This is a genomic window from Sphingopyxis sp. LK2115, assembly GCF_014595975.1.
Lineage (GTDB): Bacteria > Pseudomonadota > Alphaproteobacteria > Sphingomonadales > Sphingomonadaceae > Sphingopyxis.
In genome coordinates this window covers 122,650-138,158 of record NZ_JABWGQ010000047.1, presented here as the reverse complement: position 1 = coordinate 138,158, position 15,509 = coordinate 122,650, and the positions used below count along the sequence as shown (strand labels likewise).

19 protein-coding genes are annotated in these 15,509 nt (G+C 66.5%); 5 read left to right on the top strand and 14 right to left on the bottom strand.

What is annotated here, in order from left to right; translation table 11 throughout:
* The first annotated feature begins 7 nt into the window (after window positions 1–7).
* The 4 genes from fliR to HUW43_RS10870 are packed head-to-tail and all read left to right on the top strand — an operon-like array spanning window position 8 to window position 3,756.
* Window positions 8–787 carry a flagellar biosynthetic protein FliR gene (fliR, locus tag HUW43_RS10885; RefSeq protein ID WP_317450858.1) on the top strand — a complete coding sequence of 260 codons (780 nt, stop codon included), beginning with the start codon at window positions 8–10 and terminating at the stop codon, window positions 785–787.
* A gap of 3 nt (window positions 788–790) precedes the next feature.
* Window positions 791–1,930: a flagellar type III secretion system protein FlhB gene (flhB, locus tag HUW43_RS10880; protein WP_188237420.1), complete on the top strand. Its 1,140-nt coding sequence runs from the start codon at window positions 791–793 to the stop codon at window positions 1,928–1,930.
* 45 nt (window positions 1,931–1,975) lie between these two features.
* Window positions 1,976–3,346: a flagellar filament capping protein FliD gene (fliD, locus tag HUW43_RS10875; RefSeq protein WP_188237419.1), complete on the top strand. Its 1,371-nt coding sequence runs from the start codon at window positions 1,976–1,978 to the stop codon at window positions 3,344–3,346.
* Between the two features lie 20 nt (window positions 3,347–3,366).
* Window positions 3,367–3,756: a flagellar protein FliS gene (locus HUW43_RS10870; RefSeq protein WP_188237418.1), complete on the top strand. Its 390-nt coding sequence runs from the start codon at window positions 3,367–3,369 to the stop codon at window positions 3,754–3,756.
* A gap of 185 nt (window positions 3,757–3,941) precedes the next feature.
* Here HUW43_RS10870 and HUW43_RS10865 read toward each other — a convergent pair whose 3' ends face one another.
* From HUW43_RS10865 to HUW43_RS10800, 14 genes are all read right to left on the bottom strand, one after another.
* Entirely contained in the window at window positions 3,942–5,009 is a 1,068-nt protein-coding gene (locus tag HUW43_RS10865; protein ID WP_188237417.1) for a sigma-54 interaction domain-containing protein, read from the bottom strand.
* A gap of 180 nt (window positions 5,010–5,189) precedes the next feature.
* The gene (locus HUW43_RS10860; RefSeq protein ID WP_188237416.1) at window positions 5,190–6,053 is read right to left on the bottom strand and encodes a flagellar motor protein MotB; all 864 of its coding nucleotides are present in this window, start codon (window positions 6,051–6,053) and stop codon (window positions 5,190–5,192) included.
* Window positions 6,053–6,916: a flagellar motor stator protein MotA gene (gene motA / locus HUW43_RS10855; RefSeq protein ID WP_188237415.1), complete on the bottom strand. Its 864-nt coding sequence runs from the start codon at window positions 6,914–6,916 to the stop codon at window positions 6,053–6,055. Before motA ends, HUW43_RS10860 begins: the two co-directional genes overlap by 1 nt.
* Before the next feature lie 101 nt (window positions 6,917–7,017).
* Complete coding sequence (locus HUW43_RS10850; RefSeq protein ID WP_188237414.1) at window positions 7,018–7,848, bottom strand: flagellin-like protein; 831 nt, start codon at window positions 7,846–7,848, stop codon at window positions 7,018–7,020.
* A 15-nt stretch (window positions 7,849–7,863) separates the two neighbouring features.
* Window positions 7,864–9,189, bottom strand: a complete 1,326-nt coding sequence (gene flgK / locus HUW43_RS10845) for a flagellar hook-associated protein FlgK (RefSeq protein WP_188237413.1) — start codon at window positions 9,187–9,189, stop codon at window positions 7,864–7,866.
* Window positions 9,186–9,482, bottom strand: a complete 297-nt coding sequence (locus HUW43_RS10840) for a rod-binding protein (protein ID WP_188237412.1) — start codon at window positions 9,480–9,482, stop codon at window positions 9,186–9,188. The genes flgK and HUW43_RS10840 overlap by 4 nt, the downstream gene beginning before the upstream one ends.
* Window positions 9,479–10,594: a flagellar basal body P-ring protein FlgI gene (locus tag HUW43_RS10835; protein WP_411157942.1), complete on the bottom strand. Its 1,116-nt coding sequence runs from the start codon at window positions 10,592–10,594 to the stop codon at window positions 9,479–9,481. Before HUW43_RS10835 ends, HUW43_RS10840 begins: the two co-directional genes overlap by 4 nt.
* Window positions 10,595–10,604: 10 nt before the next feature.
* A complete protein-coding gene (locus HUW43_RS10830; RefSeq protein ID WP_188237410.1) occupies window positions 10,605–11,264 on the bottom strand; it encodes a flagellar basal body L-ring protein FlgH in 660 nt (219 codons plus the stop codon).
* Window positions 11,245–12,030 carry a flagellar basal-body rod protein FlgG gene (gene flgG / locus HUW43_RS10825; RefSeq protein WP_188237409.1) on the bottom strand — a complete coding sequence of 262 codons (786 nt, stop codon included), beginning with the start codon at window positions 12,028–12,030 and terminating at the stop codon, window positions 11,245–11,247. The genes HUW43_RS10830 and flgG overlap by 20 nt, the downstream gene beginning before the upstream one ends.
* 12 nt (window positions 12,031–12,042) lie before the next feature.
* Window positions 12,043–12,786 carry a flagellar basal-body rod protein FlgF gene (gene flgF, locus HUW43_RS10820; protein ID WP_188237408.1) on the bottom strand — a complete coding sequence of 248 codons (744 nt, stop codon included), beginning with the start codon at window positions 12,784–12,786 and terminating at the stop codon, window positions 12,043–12,045.
* A gap of 35 nt (window positions 12,787–12,821) precedes the next feature.
* Window positions 12,822–13,649: a flagellar hook-basal body complex protein gene (locus HUW43_RS10815; protein WP_188237407.1), complete on the bottom strand. Its 828-nt coding sequence runs from the start codon at window positions 13,647–13,649 to the stop codon at window positions 12,822–12,824.
* A gap of 10 nt (window positions 13,650–13,659) precedes the next feature.
* Window positions 13,660–13,953 (bottom strand): flagellar hook assembly protein FlgD, encoded by a 294-nt coding sequence (locus HUW43_RS10810; protein ID WP_188237406.1) that lies wholly within the window; start codon window positions 13,951–13,953, stop codon window positions 13,660–13,662.
* A gap of 1 nt (window position 13,954) precedes the next feature.
* On the bottom strand, window positions 13,955–14,365 hold the full coding sequence (flgC, locus tag HUW43_RS10805; RefSeq protein ID WP_120221630.1) for a flagellar basal body rod protein FlgC: 411 nt from the start codon (window positions 14,363–14,365) through the stop codon (window positions 13,955–13,957).
* Window positions 14,362–14,700, bottom strand: a complete 339-nt coding sequence (locus tag HUW43_RS10800; RefSeq protein ID WP_411157941.1) for a flagellar basal body rod protein FlgB — start codon at window positions 14,698–14,700, stop codon at window positions 14,362–14,364. The genes flgC and HUW43_RS10800 overlap by 4 nt, the downstream gene beginning before the upstream one ends.
* A gap of 259 nt (window positions 14,701–14,959) precedes the next feature.
* Between HUW43_RS10800 and HUW43_RS10795 the strand changes: the two genes are divergently transcribed.
* The gene (locus HUW43_RS10795; protein WP_188237404.1) at window positions 14,960–15,472 is read left to right on the top strand and encodes a flagella basal body P-ring formation protein FlgA; all 513 of its coding nucleotides are present in this window, start codon (window positions 14,960–14,962) and stop codon (window positions 15,470–15,472) included.
* Window positions 15,473–15,509: the final 37 nt, after the last annotated feature.

The following is a 15,509-nucleotide window of genomic DNA, read 5'->3' as shown; positions in this document are numbered from 1 at the left end:
ACCGGCCGTGAACCCCGCCGACATCCCCAACGTCGAAGCGATGCTCCAGCTGTGGATGCTGGGGATGATCCGTCCCGGCGCCGCCTTTGTCGCCGCACCCGTGTTCGGCGCGGCGAATGTGCCGGTGCAGCTCCGGCTCGTGATCGCGCTCGCGGTCGGCCTGCCCGCGGTCGCGGCGTCGGGCATGGTGCTGCCGGCCGAGGGGATCGTGTCGGTGCCGGGCTTCTTCCTGATCATCGGCGAGGTGGTGATCGGCCTGGCGATCGGCTTCGTGCTCCAGATGGGGCTCGCCGCGGCGCTGCTCGCGGGCGAAGTCATCAGCAACGCGATGGGCCTCGGCTTTGCGTCGATGGTCGATCCGCTCAGCGGCGCGTCGAGTTCGGCGATCGGGCAGTTCCTCGCGATGCTCGCCACCGCGCTCTTCCTCGCCGCCGACGGCCACCTGCTGCTCATCGACATCATAGTCGGCAGCTACACCGCCCTCCCCCCCGGCAATGCCTTTCCGTCGTGGGATGCGCTTGGCGGCGTGATCCGCTTCGGCAGCCTGATGTTCGCCGCCGCGCTGACGATCGCCATGCCCGTGGGGTTCGTGCTGATCCTCGTCCAGATCATCATGGGCGTGATCGGCCGTTCGGCGCCCGCGCTCAACCTGTTCGCGGTCGGCATCCCCGCGACATTGCTCGCCGGGATCGTGCTGCTCGGCGTCGCGACGCCCGCGATGGCCGAGGCGATCGCGCGTATTCTCTCCGACGCGCTCGACGCCGCGCGCATGGTCGCGGGCATCTGAACCATGGCCGAGGGCGCCGACAAGGACCAGAAAACCGAACAGCCGACGGCCAAGAAGCGCGCCGATTCGATGCGCGAGGGCGATGTGCTGATGTCGCGCGAGCTTGCGACCGCGCTGATGATGCTCGCCGCCGCCGGGTGGATCGTCGCCGCGGGCGGCTGGTTCGTGCAGTCGGCGGGCGATCTGGTGCGCCGCGGCCTCACCCTGACCGCCGCCGACGTCGCCGATTTCGCGCCGGGCGAGGCGCTGATGCGCAGCGGCGCCGAAATCCTGCTGCCGCTCGCCAGCCTGTTCGCGCTGGCGCTCGGCGCCGCACTCGCAGGCCCCGCCATGCTCGGCTCCATGGGCTGGCGCGGCAAGGCGCTTCATTTCAAGGGCAGCCGCATCAACCCGATGAGCGGGCTCAAGCGCATGTTCGGAATGCAGGGCGCGACCGAGCTGGCCAAGGCCATAGCCAAGGTCATCCTGCTGGGCGGCATAGGCTACTGGCTCGTCGCACGCAGCCTGCCTGCGATCATGTCAATGGCCGGAGCCGACCTGATCGGCGCCGTCGGCCTCGCGGGCAAGGCGATCGGCCATGCGATGCTCGCGCTCGCCGGCGGGCTGGTGCTCATCGCGCTGATCGACGTGCCGGTGCAATGGTTCCAGCGGAACAAAAGGCTGATGATGAGCAAGCAGGAGGTGAAGGAAGAGATGCGCCAGTCCGACGGCGCGCCCGAACTCAAGCAGGCGCAGCGCCAGCGCGCGCACGAGATTTTGAGCGGATCGGCACGCAAGGCAGTGTCCGAGGCGACCGTCGTGCTCACCAACCCCACACATTTTTCGGTCGCGCTGCGCTATCGTCCGGGGACCGACGCCGCGCCGGTCGTCGTCGCGCGCGGGCGCGGCGACGTCGCGCTGTCGATCCGCGAACTCGCGCGCGCCGCCAATGTCCCGCTGCTCGAATATCCGCAGCTGACCCGCGCCATCTATTTCACCGCGCGCGCCGGCCGCACCATCCCCGAAGAATTGTTCGTCGCGGTCGCGACCGTGCTCGCCTTTGTCTTCCAGCTCGAACGCGCGGTCGCCGACGGCATCGCGCCGCCCGCGGTCGATGTGCCGCCTTCGCACCGTTTCGACCCTGAAGGGCGGCGTCAGGCTTAAGATCGCTCGCGCGCTGCCGTTAAGAAGTGCGAAGGATATTTCGCCATGGTCAATTCCATCGCCAGCAGCCTGGGCTTCGGGTCGGGCATCGACATTCCAAAGCTGGTCGACGACCTGTCGAACGCATCGCGCCAACCCAAAATTGCCCGACTTACCGAATTGACACAGGCGAACCAGACGCGGATCAGCGCGGTGGCGAAGGCGCGCGCCGACCTCGACGGATTTGCCGATTCCCTCAGCCAGATGATCGGCGACGGGACGCTGCGCAGCACACCGACCGTGTCCGACGACAGCGTGCTCGGCGCGACGAGCCGCGCGGGCCTGTCGGCCGACAGCTTTGCCGCGACCGTCGTGGTGAACCAGCTTGCGCGCGCGCAGACCAATTATTCGGGCGTCGTCGCCGATCGCACCGCCGCGATCGGCACGGGAACGATGACGCTGACCGTCGGCGGCGTCGCGCAGGCGATCACGATCGACCCGACCAACAACAGCCTCGACGGGCTTGCCGATGCGATCAACGCGAGCGGCGCGGGCGTCACCGCTTCGATCATCGCCGACGAGGGCGGCCACCGGCTGATCCTCAAGGGCCCGACGGGCGAGGCCAATGGCTTCACCCTCACCGCCGATGCCGGCGCCGATCCGGGGCTCGCCGCCTTTGCCACCGATGGCGGCATGACGCTGGGCCAGAGCGCCACCGACGCCGAGTTCACGATCGACGGCATCGCCTTCAGCCGCGCGACCAATATCGTCGACGATGTTGTTCCCGGCATGTCGCTGACGCTGAAAAAGGCGGCTCCCGGCCAGCCCGTCGACATCGGCGCGAGCCGCCCGCTCGACATGATCAAGCAGACGGTGGGCGATTTCGTGGCCGTCTACAACCAGCTCAAGGCCAGTCTCACCGCGGCTTCCAACCTGCCCGGCGCAACGACCTCGCTGCGCGAACTCGAACGCGAGCTCGGCGGTCTGATCCACCAGGTAATTTCGAGCCACGACAGCATCAACCAGCTGTCCGACATCGGCCTGTCGGTGACCAAGGAAGGGCTGCTGTCGGTCGATAACGCCAAGCTCGACAAGGCGCTGGAAACCGACGCCGGTGCTGTCGAAGCCCTGTTCAATCCCCGCCGCGACGCGACGCACAACGAAACGACCGATCCCGGCATCGCCTTTGCGCTCGATGCGATCCGCGACAAGGCCGTCGGCGCCAATGGCGCGATCGACCGCGTCTCGCGCTCGCTCGCCGACAAGCAGAAAAGCCTCGCCGACCGGCTCGCGAAGGTCGAGGAGCGCGAAGACGCCTATCGGGCGCGGCTCGAGAAGCAATATGGCGCGCTCGAAGCCAAGCTGGCGGCGTTCAAGGCGACGCAATCCTATCTCGAACAACAGATCAAGCTCTGGACCAGCCAGGGCAACGACTAGACTGGATTCCGAGGACCGCCGTGACCGCCACCGCATCGACCGTCCGGGCAACCGGGCTTTATCGCCGGTTGCAGAATGAAAGCCGCGCCGCCGCCGCCGACCCCGTCGAGCTGGTGACGATGCTCTATGACGAACTCGAAACCGCGGTCGGCGTGCTCGCGGCGATGGTGCGGCAGGGGCAGCGCATATCGGCCACCGAACCCGCGCACCGCGCACGCACGATCCTGATCGGGCTCGACGTCAATCTCGACCACGACAAGGGCGGCGACGTCGCGGCGGCGCTGTCGCGCGTCTACCGCAGTATGCGGCGCAAGCTTGACGACGCCGTGGCGACGAACAGCGCCGATGCGCTTGCCGAACTGCTCGAGGGCATCAAGACGATCAGCGCCGCCTGGCGGCAGCTTCGCTGACGCTTTTCCCGCTTTCGCGAAACGGCACCGGCCCACCCTTCGCAAGAAGGGCGGGCCGGTTTCCTTTCGTCGAAAACCCGCTGGGTACCCGGCCGCCCTGGGTGGGGACGGGCGGCCGGGTGGTTCAGGAGCGGACCAGAGCTCCCTTTTTTCAGCGGGTGCTGAAACCTGCTTCGAACAGACCGTCAGGCAGCCTGTTGATAGACCCCATATTTGCGCATCTTTTCGATCAGTGTCGTGCGCTTCAGCGTCAAGAGGCGCGCGGCCTCCGAAATTATGCCGTCGGCGAGGTCGAGCGCGACGTGGATTTGTTCAAGTTCGATCGTCTCGATCTCGCGCTTGAGGTCGATCGGTCGGCCCGGTGCCGGCGTCTTGGCCACAGCCGCCGCAGGCAGCGGAGCGGCGGAATCGTTCGGGCGGACCGGCACCGCGGCGGCGCTGGTGGGGACAGCGGGCCGCGGTGCCAGCGCTGCGGTGGGGTTCAGGAGCATCGCGACGTCCTGCGCATCAAGCGTCTCGCCGCCGTGGAGGACGCTGGCGCGTTCGACGAAGTTTCTGAGTTCGCGCACATTGCCCGGCCAGCGATGCTGCATCAGCGTCGCCATCGCACCGGCGTCGAAGCGGCACTTGGCATCGGCGGGCATCTTGCGCTGGAAATGGCGGATAAGCGCGGGAATATCCTCGGCGCGGCTCGCCAGGCTGGGGACCTGAAGCACAACCACGCCGAGCCGGAAGAACAGGTCTTCGCGGAATTTGCCTTCGGCGATCGCGGCGCCGAGATCCTGGTGCGTCGCCGAAATGACGCGCACGTCGATGGGCTTTACCTCGCTCGACCCGACGCGGACGATTGTCCGGTCTTCCAGCACGCGCAGCAGTTTGACCTGCATGTCGAAGCGCATGTCGCCGATTTCGTCGAGGAAGATTGTGCCGCCTTCGCTCGCCTCGAAATGGCCGATGCGGCGGGCATGGGCGCCGGTGAAGCTGCCCTTTTCATGCCCGAACAGTTCGGATTCGATAAGTTCGCCGGGGATCGCGCCGCAATTGATCGCCGAAAAGGCGTTGCCCGCCCGGGCGCTTTCGTGGTGGATCGCCCGCGCCACCAGTTCCTTGCCCGACCCCGAGGGACCGCAAAGCATGACCGACGCGTTCGACCGCGCCACGCGGCGGATCATTTCGCGCAGCCGCGCCGCGCCTTCGCTTGTCCCGATGATCGACGCTTCGAGCGCCACTTGTTCCTTGTGCCCCACGGTCATTCTGGTCTCCATCGCGCCGCCCGCTCGGCGCCCCTTCGATGGCCCCAGAAATTGAGGAAACTGGTAAACAAAAGCTTATCGCGTGGTCATTAAGTCATTCAAAAATAAAGATTATTGCCAAACTGGCAGTATCTTCGACGCTTCTGCGTTAACCATCTCCGATATGCTGCCAAACTGGCGCTAATTCCTTGCCGAGCGCCAGCCGAGCGTGATCGAGATGCGCCGGTTGCGCGGGTCGAATCGATCCGAGGGAACATAGGGTTCGCGATCGGCAACCCCTTCGATTCGTGCAAAGCGATTCGATTCAATGCCCCGGAACTCGAGATAATGGCGCGTCACTTCGGCCCGGTCGACCGACAGGCGCCAGTTGTTCGTTCCCGATTTCGCCGACCAGGGCGCGGCGTCGGTATGGCCGCGGATCATCAGCTGGTTGGGCGCCTCGGCAATCGGCACCGCGATTTCGGCAAATAATTTGGCGCCGGCCGGGGTGAGTTGGCTGGTGCCGAGCGCAAACATCGAAAAGTCCGCGTCGTCGACGATGTCGATGCGCAGCCCCTCCATCGTCTCGGTAAAGTGCAGGTTGCGCGCCAGCCGCTTGAGGTCGCCCTTGCTCAGGACGCGGTCCTTCATCGCCTGCGCGAGCAGGCTCAACCGCTTCGACTCGGCCTCGCGCTCGCGCCCCGATGCCTCGCGCGGGCCGCCCACCGCATCGCGCGGGATCGTCATCGCGCGCGTTCCCGTCTGCGCCGCGCCGTGCGGATATTTATCGACCGACACCAGCGAATCGCCGCCGAACAGGCCGTTCGAACCCGCAGTGTCCTGCTTGCTCTGCACGATCGTCGGCGCGAAATAGTCGGCGAGCGCCTTGCGCTGTTTTTCGTTGGTCGCGCCGAGCAGCCACATGAGCAGGAAAAAGGCCATCATCGCCGTGACAAAGTCGGCATAGGCGACCTTCCACGCGCCACCATGATGGCCGCCATGCCCGGCCTCGATCACCTTTTTGACGATGATCGGGCGGATCGGCGTATTGGGCCGCGCGGCCATCAGCGGCCCCGCATCCCGTCAAAGACCTCGGCAAAGCTCGGCTGGTTATGATGATCGACGCCCGAACGTGCGGCCTCGATCACCAGCGGCTGCGGATGGCCGTGGAGCGAGGCGATGATGAGTTGCTTCACCGTATGATAGATAGCGCCGTCGCTTTCGATCACCGCCTTGGCGCGCGTTGCAAAGGGTCCGACAAGGCCATAGGCAAGCAGCACGCCCAGAAAGGTGCCGACAAGCGCCGAGCCGATCATCGCGCCAAGGATTTCGGGCGGCTTGTCGATCGAACCCATTGTCTTGACGACGCCGAGCACCGCGGCGACGATGCCGAGCGCGGGCAACGCATCGGCCAGGCTTTGCAGCCCCTCGGCGGGCCTCATGCTATGATGGTGGTGATTTTTCAGGGCGTTGTCCATGACCTCCTCGACAGCGTGGGGGTCGAGCGTGCCCGACGAAACGACGACGAGACGCAGTGTGTCGCAGATCAGGTGGACGAGCGTATCGTCCTTCAACAGCTTGGGATATTGCTGGAAAATCGCGGAGTTTTTCGGATCCTCGATATGCGGTTCGACCGCGACGGGCCCTTCGGTGCGCATCATCTTCATCAGCGACGAAACGAGCAGGATGCAGTCGAGATAATCCTGTTTCTTATACTGCGGCCCCTTGAACACCTTGCCGAGGCCGCCCGCGAGCGCCTTCAGATCGGCGCCCGAATTGCCGATGATGAGCGAGCCGAGCGCGGCGCCGCCGATGATGAGCATTTCGTGCGGCAGCGCATGCAGGACGGGGCCGAGATTGCCGCCGGTCAGCGCAAAACCCCCGAACACCAGCAGGATCAGAACGACGATGCCGATAACGGGAAACATGCGCAGGCCACTCCAATCGGGCACCGGACATCACCGGCCACCCGCAAATCCAAAGGACGTCTTGATGTTTAACGGCAGCGTGGCCGCGATATTGAGCGCGCTCAGCGCAAAAGATCGAACAAGGTCTGCCGGTTGATCTTGGCAAAGGCCGCTTGTGCGGCATTGAGCGTCAGTTCCTGGGCATGGAGCTCGGCGATCGCGACGGTCAGGTCGGTATCCTCGACGATCGAACGTTCGTCCTTGAGGGTGATCCCGCGCGCCGCCAGCCCGTCGCCGATGCGGTCTAGTCGCCCGCCCGCCAGGCCGATCGCGGCATGTGCGTCGGCGACATGGCTGATCGACGCCGCAAGCGTCCCAAGCGACAGGTTCATCGCCGCCGTGTCGCCCGCGACGACCGCGGCCGCAGCGTCACGAATCCCCGTCGACAGGCTGTTGCCACCAAGGACGAACACGTCGGCCGCCGACGGGACGGGCGCGAAGCTGAGGTCGGCGTCGAAACGCATCACACGCGCCGGCCCCGCCGCAAACAATGGCTCGCCATTCGAATCGCGCGACGCGGCCAGCGCGTCGATCTCGTCGGCGATCGTCGAGAGTTCGGCGGCGATCGTCGCGCGGTCGGCCGGGTTGGCGGACTCGCTGACCGCGGCGAGCGTCAGTTCGCGCGCGCGCGTCATCAGATCGCCGACCGACTTCATGACGCCATCGGCCTGCGACACGAGCGCGGCGGCCGAATTGACGTTTGCTGCCCACGCGGTCATGCTGGCCTGCGTCGTGCCAATCGTCGCGATCCGCCGCGCCGCGACCGGATCGTCGGACATGCGCAACAGTTTCTTGCCGCCCGAAATCTGGATCTGCGTCCGCTCGAGCTGGTCCGCAAGGCTTTGTTGGCGCGCGATTTCGCGCGTCATGCGATTGCCGACGGCGTTGATCATCGTCCCGGACCTTCCTTAAAGCGAGCTCAAGAGCGTTTGCATGGTTTCGCGCGCGACCTGGATCGTGCGCGCGGCCGCCGAATAGGCTTGCTGGAACCGCAACAGTTCGGCCGCTTCGGTGTCGAGATCGACCTGGCTGACGCTGTCGCGCGCCGCAGCGGCCGCGTCGGCGCGCGTCGTCGCAGCGGCATCGTGCGCGCGCGCTGCCGCGACTGCCTGTGCCTGCGTCGCCATATGTCCCGACCAGCGCGCTTCGGGATCGTTCGCGCCGCGCATCGCGCCGAACGCCAGCATATTGCCGTTGCCGCCCGACGCATCGGCGGCGGCGACCTGATCGGGCGTCAGCGGCGCGGCGGTCAAGGTCGCCGCGCTTGCCCCGGTGAACAGCGGTTGTCCCGGATTGCCCCCCGCATCGATGCCCGCCTGGTGTGCGGCATTGAGCTGCGCCGCGAAGTCGGTCGCCATCGTGTCCAGCGCGGCGCGCTGGTCGGCCACGTGGTTCGCACCCTCGGCCAATCCGGCAAGCGCGCCGGTCGAAATCGCGAGCGGCGCGCCGCCGATGCTGTACGACAGGCGGCCGTCAGGCGCGGTGGTAACGGCGATCGGCGTAACCACGCCGCCACCGACGAGCAGATCGCCCGTCCCTGCGGCGCGGAGCGTCACAGCGCCATTGGCATCGAAGGTCGCGCTGACGCCCGCCTGCGACGACAATCGATCGAGAAGCCGGTCGCGCTCGTCGAGCAGGCTCGCTTCGTTGGTCGACCCCGGCCGCGCCTTGCGCAGCCCGATGTTGATTTGTTCAAGCGCGCCCAGATTGGCGTTGAAGTCGCTGACCGCGCTCGCCGCGGCGCCCGATATCCCCTCGCTCATGCCTGCAAGCTGATCGGCGGCAGTGCGAAAACCCGACGCCACATCGTCGACGGCTTGCAGGAACTGCGCGCGGAGCGTCCGGTTCGCGGGGTCGGCGGTGAGCTGGTCGGCGGTGGTGAAGAGCGTCGTGAGCGCGGTCTTGATCCCGTTGGTTTCGTCGCTGAGCGCGCCCTCCACCTTGCCGAGCCAGTCGAGCCGGGCCGCCGCGCGCTCGGCATCGCCCGAAGTCAGCCGCGAATCCGCGATCAGCCACTGGTCGACCGAGCGGTCGAGACCGCGAATATCGACGCCGCCGGGGTGGGTGCTGCCGCGGTAGAAGATCGAATTGCCGCCGCCGACCGCCTCCATCATCTCAAGGCGACGACGTGCATATCCGGGCGTCTGGGCATTGGCGATATTGTCGCCGATTGTCGACAGCGCGCGCGAATAGGCCTTGAGCCCGCTGTAGCCGATGCCGAGCAGGTCGCTCATTGCATGCCTCCGCCAACGCGGCTGCGAAACTGCCGTTCGACCAAGTCGGCGATGCCGAACTGGCGCATCGCGGCCAGGCTGTCGGCGGTGCGCGCATCGGCCATTTCGCGGAAATTGTCGGTCGCGCTCGACCCGAAGATGTCGTCGCCGAGTTTCGCCTGCCGCATCGACGCCATCAGCTGGCGCAGGATCACCGCCTCGAACGCTTCGGCCGCCTTGCGCAGCCCGCCGTCGCCGCCCCCCGCAGCCGCGGGGGCAGGCGACGCCGAAAGGGAAGAAATGGGGCTCGTCATATGATCACCAGCTCTGCTGTGAGTGCGCCGGCCTGGCTCAGCGCCTCGAGGATGGCGACCAGGTCGCCGGGGGGAACGCCGAGCCGGTTGATCGAATCGACCAGATCGGAGAGCGAGGCATTGGGCTTGATCAGGAAAGCGGGTCGCGACTCCTCCGCCACCTCGATTTCGCTCGACGGTTCGATCGCGGTTTCGCCGCGGCTGAACGGCGCGGGCTGCACGACCATCGGCGATTCCCTGACCGACACGGTGAGCTTGCCGTGGCTGACCGCGGCGGTGCCGACGCGGACCGCGCCGTTGATGACGACCGTGCCGGTGCGCGCGTTGACGATGACCTTGGCAGGTGGCTCGGCGCGCGTGACGGTCAGATTTTCGATCCGCGACATCAACCGCATCCGTTCATCGCCATTGCCCGCGGCACGGATCGCGATGCTGGCGCCGTCGATCATCGACGCGCTGCCCGGAATGTCGGCGTTGATCGCGTCGGTGACGCGCTTCGCATTGGTCGCGTCGAACTGGTGCAGGTTGAAGGTCAGCCAGTCGCTCGTCGCAAAGCCGGTGTCGACCGCGCGCTCGACCGTCGCGCCGGCCGCGATCCGGCCGCTCGACGGCACATTGACCGTCAGCTTCGACCCGTCGGCGGCGTCGACACCGAGCCCGCCGATCACCAGATTACCCTGCGCCATCGCGTAAATCTGTCCATCGGCGCCATAGAGCGGCGCGAGCACGAGCGTGCCGCCGCGCAGGGACTTCGCCTTGCCGATCGCCGACACGGTGATGTCGAGCCGCTGGCCGGGCTTGGCAAAGGGCGGCAACTCGGCGGTGATCATCACCGCCGCGGCATTTTTGAGCGCGGGATTGACCCCCGGCGGCAGGGTAAGGCCGAAGCGCGACACCGCACCCTTCATCCCCAGCGTCGAATAGTCGAGGCTGTCATCGCCCGTGCCCGCAAGCCCGACGACGATGCCATAGCCCGTCAATTGGTTGGCGCGCAGGCCCTGAAACTGGCCCATATCCTTGATTCGCTCGGCATAGGCGGGCGCCGCAAAGGCAAAGCTCGCGACGACGAACGCCAAAAGGGTGAGAAGGGTCGAACGCTGGGTCACGGATATGTCCTCGGTCCTAAAAGGGGCTGATGATCGAGAAAAAGCGTTGCAGCCAGCCCTGGCGGCTGGCGCGCGCAATCTCGCCCTTGCCGACGTAGCGGATCGTCGCATTGGCAACGCGCGTCGAAAGGATGCGATTGTCGGGGCTGATGTCGATGGCGCGCACGATGCCCGAAATCTGGACCCGCTCGTCGCCGCGATTGAGCGTCAGGAACTTCTCGCCCTTCACCAGCATCGTGCCGTTGGGATAGACGGCAGCGACGGTCACGCTGATCTCGCCCGACAGCGCGTTCGATTGCGACGCTTCGCCCTTGCCCTTGAACTGCTGGCCGCCGCCCATGCCGATGTCGCTGGGGTCGAAGAAGGCGAGCGGGCCGGTGGTCGGCGGGTTGAGACCGATGCTGCCGTCGCGCTGCGTGCCCGCGGCGTTGCTTTTCGTTGCCGCGGTGCGCTCGACGAGCTGGATCGTGACGATGTCGCCGACCGCGCCCGCGCGCCCGCCCGACGTCAGCGGCACATAGGCGCCCTGAAAGATCGAACCGTTCGCCACCGGCGGCGGAGGCGGCGGCGGCAGCGTCGCCGCAAAGGCGTCGGGCGGCAGCTTGTCCTTCGCCTGCGCCGTGACGGGCGCGAGCGCGAGGATCAGCAGCGCCAGTTCAGAGAGTCTGCGCCGCATTTTTCATCATCTCGTCGGTGGCCGAGATCATCTTGGAATTGACCTCATAGGCGCGCTGCGTTTCGATCATGTCGACAAGCTCTTCGACGACATTGACATTCGATCCTTCGAGCATCCCGCCGCGCAGCGTGCCGCGCCCTTCCTCGCCCGCGCCGCCGACGAGCGGGGCGCCCGATGCCTGCGTTTCGACGAGCATGTTGCCGCCGATCGCCTGGAGCCCGGCCGGGTTGGCGAAGCGCGCGATCTCGATGCGGCCGAGTTCGAGCGCGGTGCCGTCGGCGGCGGTCGCCGAAACAGTGCCGTCGAGCCCGATCGACACATTGCTGGCGTCTTCGGGAATCTGGATCGCGGGGGTCAGCGGTTTGCCGTCGGAGGTCACGATCGTGCCGTCGGGGGCGCGGCCGAAATTGCCCGCGCGGGTATAGCCGATGCGCCCGTCGGGCAGTTCGACCTGGAAATAGCCGGCGCCGTCGATCGCGACGTCCAGCCCGTTGCCCGTCGTCTGGAACGTTCCCTGCGTGTCGATGCGCGCAGTGCCGTTCAACGCGACGCCGGTGCCGAGGTTCAGGCCCGTCGCATAGCGGTTTTCCGCGGTCGACGGCGCGCCCGCCTGCGTCATCAACTGATAGCTCAATGTCTCGAAGCTCGCGCGGTCGCGCTTGAAGCCCGTGGTGTTGACGTTGGCGAGGTTGTTCGCGATCACCTGCATGCGGAAGCTTTGCGCATCCAGACCGGTTCGTGCGACGTGCAAGGCGCCGAGGCTCATCTCTCTATCTCCTTAACGGGGAAGCTGCATCAGATTGGCGGTCGCGCTGTCCATGTCGCGCACGTCGCCGATCATCTTCAATTGCGTGTCCCAGCTGCGGCTCGCCTCGATCATCTCGACGAGCGCAGCGGTGGCGGTGACGTTCGATCCTTCGATCGAGCGCGTGAGCAGGCGCGCTTCGGGGTCGTCGGGCAGGATGCCGCCACCCTTCACGCGGAACAGGCCGTCGAGGCCTTTTGCAATCTCCGATCCCGCGGGGGTCGCGAGCCGCAGCCGATCGACCTCCTGCGGGTTTTCGGGATCGCCGCCCTGCGGCACGATCCACACCCGGCCCTGCTGGTCGATGCTGATCGCGTCGGCGGGGGGGATCGTCACCGGCCCCTGGCCGCCCTGGACGGGGTGGCCGTCGCCGGTGGTGAGGAGGCCGCTCGGCGAAACCTGCAGGTCGCCGCGCCGCGTATAAGCCTCCTCGCCATTGCTGGCCTGGACGACGAGCAGCGCGTCGCCCTGCATCGCGATGTCAAGGTCGCGGCCGGTCGCGGTGACGGTGCCCGCCTTCATGTCGGCGCCGAGCACCTCTTCGGACGCCATGGCGCGCGCGTCGAGGCCGGAGCCGTCGAGCCACAGCGACTGCGCGCTCGCCATGTCGGCGCGAAAGCCCGGCGTCTGCGCGTTCGCCAGATTGTTGGCGATCGCCGTCTGCCGCGCCATGCTGCCGCGCATCGCGGAGAGGCTGGTGTAGATAAGGCGGTCCATCGGCTTGCTCCTGGCGGTTGCCGGTCAGCGCAGCATCAGCGCATGCCGATGATCGTCTGGGTCAGCTGCGACGCGCCCTCGATCGCCTTGGCATTCGCCTGGAAATTGCGCTGCGCCGCCATCAGCATCACCAGCTCCTCGGTAATGTCGACGTTCGATCGTTCGAGCGCGCCCGAACGGATCGCGCCCATCGGGCCGTTGGTCGCCGCGTCGATCGTCGGCGGGCCGCTTTCACCCGTCGACTGCCAGTGCGCATCGCCCGTCGGGCGCAGCCCCGACATGGTGGGAAAGGTCGCCATCGCCACCTTGCCGAGAATCTGGTCCTCGCCATTGGCAAAGGTCGCGGTGACCAGGCCGTCGAGGCCGATGGTAACATTCACCAGCGCCGACGTCGGGTCGGACGGCGCGCCTGCGGGCAGCTGGAAATCGAAGGTGCCCGCGAGCGTATTGTCGGTGACATTGCCCGCGGCATCGACCGGCAGCAGTTGCAGCGTCGCGCCCGTCGTGTCGATGACCTTGCCGTCGGGGGTCGGCTCGAACGAACCGTTGCGCGTATAGGCGACCTGTTCGCGCGGCGGCTCGCCCTTCACGATGAACAGCCCTTCGCCGACGATCGCAAGGTCGAGCGTCTTTTCGCTCGATTCATAGGAACCCTGCGTGAACTGCTGGGTGATGCCGTTAAGCCGCGTCCCCTGTCCGGCGATCATCTTCGTCGACTGCGTCGGCGACGAGGCGAAAATGTCGCCGAACTGCGCCTTGCTGCGCTTGAAGCCGACCGCGCCGGCGTTGGCGATATTGTTCGAGATGACCGACATGTCGGTCTGCGATGCCTTGAGGCCGGAAAGCGAGGTATAGAAAGACATGGGCGTATCCTTATTCTGCAGGGGTAGGGGCCGGGGTGGCGGCCTTGATGTCCCGAAGCAGCTGCGTCTGCGTCGCAAGCTGCTCCGAAATCTGCGCGAGCGCATTGTTCGTCTCGCTGATCCCGGCGAGGCTGGAAAATTGCGCCATCTGCGCAACCATCTCGGTGTTGTCGACGGGGTTGAAGGGATCCTGCTGCGACAGCTGCGCGGTCATCAGACGCAGGAAGTCGCTCTGGCCCATCTGCTGGCTGGTGCCTGGCGGATGGAACACGGGATTGTTGTTGGTGATGCCGTTGACGCTCATCTTACTGTCCCATCCTCAGGGTTTCGTTGATCAGGCCCTTCGCGGTTTCGAGGACCTGGACATTGTTCTGATACTGGCGCGCGGTTTCGACCATCTCGACCAGCTCGGCGGCGCTATCGACCGCGGCTTCCCAGACATTGCCGTCGGCGTCGGCGAGCGGGTTCGACGGATCGTGGCGCTTCGACGGCGCCATTTTCGAAGTCGTGATCTGGTCGATCTGCACCGTCGCGCGGCCATGATCGTCCATCACCGTGCGAAAGACGGGCTTCAGCGAACGAAAGGCGCCTGCCTCGCTGCCCGCGACCGTCCCCGCATTGGCGAGGTTCGACGCGGTGGTGTTAAGCCGCACGAGCTGTGCCGACATGGCGCGGCCGCTGATGTCGAAGACGGAAAAACTGCCGTTCATCGTCATTCGCCCTTCAGCGCGCGCGACAGCGTGTTGATGCGGCCGCTCAGAAAGGCGAGGCTCGATCGATAGGCGAGCGCATTTTCGGCATAGGCCGTCTGCTCGGTCGCCATTTCGACGGTATTGCCATCGAGCGACGCCTGGACGGGCACGCGATAGGCGACCGCGCCCTCGGTCGACTGACCCGGCTGCGCGAGGTCGAGCGCCTTTGCAAAGTCGATGTCGCGCGCCTTGTAACCCGGCGTCGCAGCGTTCGCGATGTTCGACGCGAGCATCATCATGCGCTGGCTGCGCAGCTGGAGCGCCGTCGCATGCAGGCCAAAGAGTTTCTCGGATGCCATCATCACATTCCCTTGCTTGCCGCCGACCGGCCGACTGGCGCGGACGCACGGAAACACCCAAGGGATATGCAACGGTTGTGCCAATCATTATTTTTGATTATTTTTCAAACGTATAATGTTCATCTTCACCCTTGTCCGGCACGCGTCGTCAAAAAATCGACGTGTCCGCTTCATGCCCGGCCCAAGGCCGCGCCGCGCCGCGGCTGGCACAGTTTGTGCACATTGTCGGGCGAGCCTTTCGCATCGAAGGAGACGAACCATGTCCCGCCGACTTTCCGCAGCGCTTGCCGTGTGCGCCGGACTCGCCCCGCTGGCCGCCGAAGCCCAGCCCGCCATCGAGGACTGGCAGGCGATCGACGCGCTGACCGCGACGGTCGCCAGCGCGCTCGGCCGCACCGCCGTGCCGATCGACCGCCGCATCAAGCTGGCGCGGTGTCCCGAACCCGCCACTGTCAGCGCGATCGACGCCAACACGCTCGCGGTTCGCTGCGCCCCGCTTGGCTGGCGGTTGCGCGTCGCCATGACGGGTGGCGCGGGCGCCGCATTGCCCGCCACCGCGCCTTTCGCGCGACCGGCGCCGAGCGCACCGGTCGTCCGCCGCGGCGACAATGTCCGCGTATCGATCGACACGCCGAGCTATTCGATCAGTTATGCCGCAATCGCGGTCGAGGATGGCCGTGTCGGCGAAACGATCGCGCTGCGCGGCAGCGACCCCAAATCGACGCTGACCGCCACCGTCACGGGTCCCGGCGCCGCACGCATCGACAATTGAGCGCGCGCTCCCCGTCCACACCGCCCGGTCGCCGTCG